Source organism: Vibrio sp. UCD-FRSSP16_30, assembly GCF_001676025.1.
GTDB lineage: Bacteria > Pseudomonadota > Gammaproteobacteria > Enterobacterales > Vibrionaceae > Vibrio.
The window spans coordinates 1-1903 of record NZ_LZFW01000034.1; the positions used below are offsets into that span (position 1 = coordinate 1).

Annotated in this window: 3 protein-coding genes; all 3 read left to right on the forward strand. The window is 43.2% G+C overall.

The window, feature by feature from the left end:
• Positions 1-73: 73 nt before the first annotated feature.
• The gene (gene tnpA / locus A9260_RS11500; RefSeq protein ID WP_156684051.1) at positions 74-376 is read left to right on the forward strand and encodes an IS66 family insertion sequence element accessory protein TnpA; all 303 of its coding nucleotides are present in this window, start codon (positions 74-76) and stop codon (positions 374-376) included.
• Positions 373-717 (forward strand): IS66 family insertion sequence element accessory protein TnpB, encoded by a 345-nt coding sequence (gene tnpB / locus A9260_RS11505; protein ID WP_068699108.1) that lies wholly within the window; start codon positions 373-375, stop codon positions 715-717. The genes tnpA and tnpB overlap by 4 nt, the downstream gene beginning before the upstream one ends.
• 84 nt (positions 718-801) lie before the next feature.
• Positions 802-1903 (forward strand): IS66 family transposase (gene tnpC, locus A9260_RS11510; protein WP_068699110.1); only part of this gene is annotated, 1102 nt, incomplete at its 3' end.

The following is a 1903-nucleotide window of genomic DNA, read 5'->3' on the forward strand; positions in this document are numbered from 1 at the left end:
GTAAGCGGTTAACGAAACCCACCTATCAATAGAAATCTAGCTTCGTCATAGTATCTTTTTTAAAGGAGATATTATGAATCAAGAACAAAAACGTCATCACTGGGCTCAGATACTTGAGCAGCAACTAAACAGCAACTCGACGATTAAACAGTTTTGCCTCGATAATGGCATTAACTACCAAACCTTTCATTATTGGTTTAAAAAACTCAATAAACTAGAAGAACAAATTCAAGTTCAACCAATAGTGGTGACCGAAAATAATGTCGGCTACACCGCAAGTGTGGTGGTGCTCACACTGCATAACGGCATTCGTGCTGAATTACCTACAAACCTTAGCGCATCACAAATTAAGCATTGGATTGACGCATTGCAATGATGCCATCAGGAAAGGTTTATCTCGTCACAGGAGTGACTGACCTGAGAAAGTCTATCGATGGATTATCACTGATTGTTGCCGAAACACTTGAAATGGACCCGTTTGGTGAAGCGTGGTTTATCTTCTGTAATCGCGGGCGGGATAAACTCAAAATATTATTTTGGGATACCAATGGCTTCTGGCTTTACTATCGACGATTAGAAAAAGGTCGATTTAAATGGCCAGAGCCCCAACCCGATAATGCGATACATATCAGTAAACAACAGCTTCAGTGGTTGCTATCTGGCCTAGATTTAAATCACCCTCGTGCTCATCGCCCACTCAATCATTTAGAAGTGTGATCGCTGATGTTGATCTGAAAATAGGGCTTGAACGATCCTTTTTCACTGTCACACTTAAGGTATCAAAATCGACTGAGCCCTGTAATGACTGACCTTCCTGATGACGTAGAACAACTGAAAGCTATGCTGATGCAACTTCAAAAAGAGAAGCTTGAAGCAGATCTGAAGGTTCAAACACAACAGGAAGAAATAGCCGAACTCGAAACCAAAGTTCAGCTCTTGGTTGAGCAATTAAATCTCAGTAAGTCTAAGCGCTTCTCAACACAAAGTGAAAAAACACCGAAAGGTAGCTTTAACGAGGCAGAGCAACAAAATGCAACCCCTAAGTCCGATGATGAGAAGAAAAAAACGGGGCGAAAACCTTTACCAAGCGAACTCGAACGTGAAACTCATAAGCATGAGCTTAATGCACCGTATTGCGAATGCTGTGATGAGCCTTTACACGAATGTGGTGTCGAAACCTCCGAAGAGTTGAAAATCATCCCTCAGAAGGTCAGTGTTATTCGGCATGAGCGAACCAAGTACACTTGTCGCCAATGTGAAAAAACACAGACTAAGTCAAAAATCATCACAGCCCCGAAACCCGCGAGTATGATCCCCAAAAGCTTGGGCAGTGCGGACGCCTTCGCAGCAGTCGTGACCGCCAAATATGTGGATGCTTTACCACTGTATCGCCAAGTCGATATATTGAATCGTTCAGGCATCGATATAAGTCGTGCGACGCTGTCTAACTGGTGTGTGCAATTAGGCGATAAAGTTCAAGTGATTATCGACTACATGAAATCAACACTTCTTAAGGAGACGCTTATCTGCGCTGATGAAACCACGGTGCAGGTACTTCGAGAAGAAGATAAAAAGGCACAATCTAAATCTTATATGTGGGTTTACCGTAGCGGTGAGTTCACTCAAAATCCCGTTGTTGTCTATGATTACCAGCCAAGTCGAGCGGGTGCTTGCGTACGTGAATTCCTAACGGGTTACTCTGGTTATTTACTGTCGGATGGGTACAGTGCTTACGACACGTTAGAAGGTGTGACTCAAGCGGCTTGCATGGCTCATGCTCGTCGTAAATTTACCGATGCTCAAAAAGCATCGCCGTCAAAGAAAGCAGGTAAACCTGAAAAAGCGTTGAACTATATCGCCAAACTCTATGGGATCGAAAAGCAGGCGAAAAGCTTATCCTCTG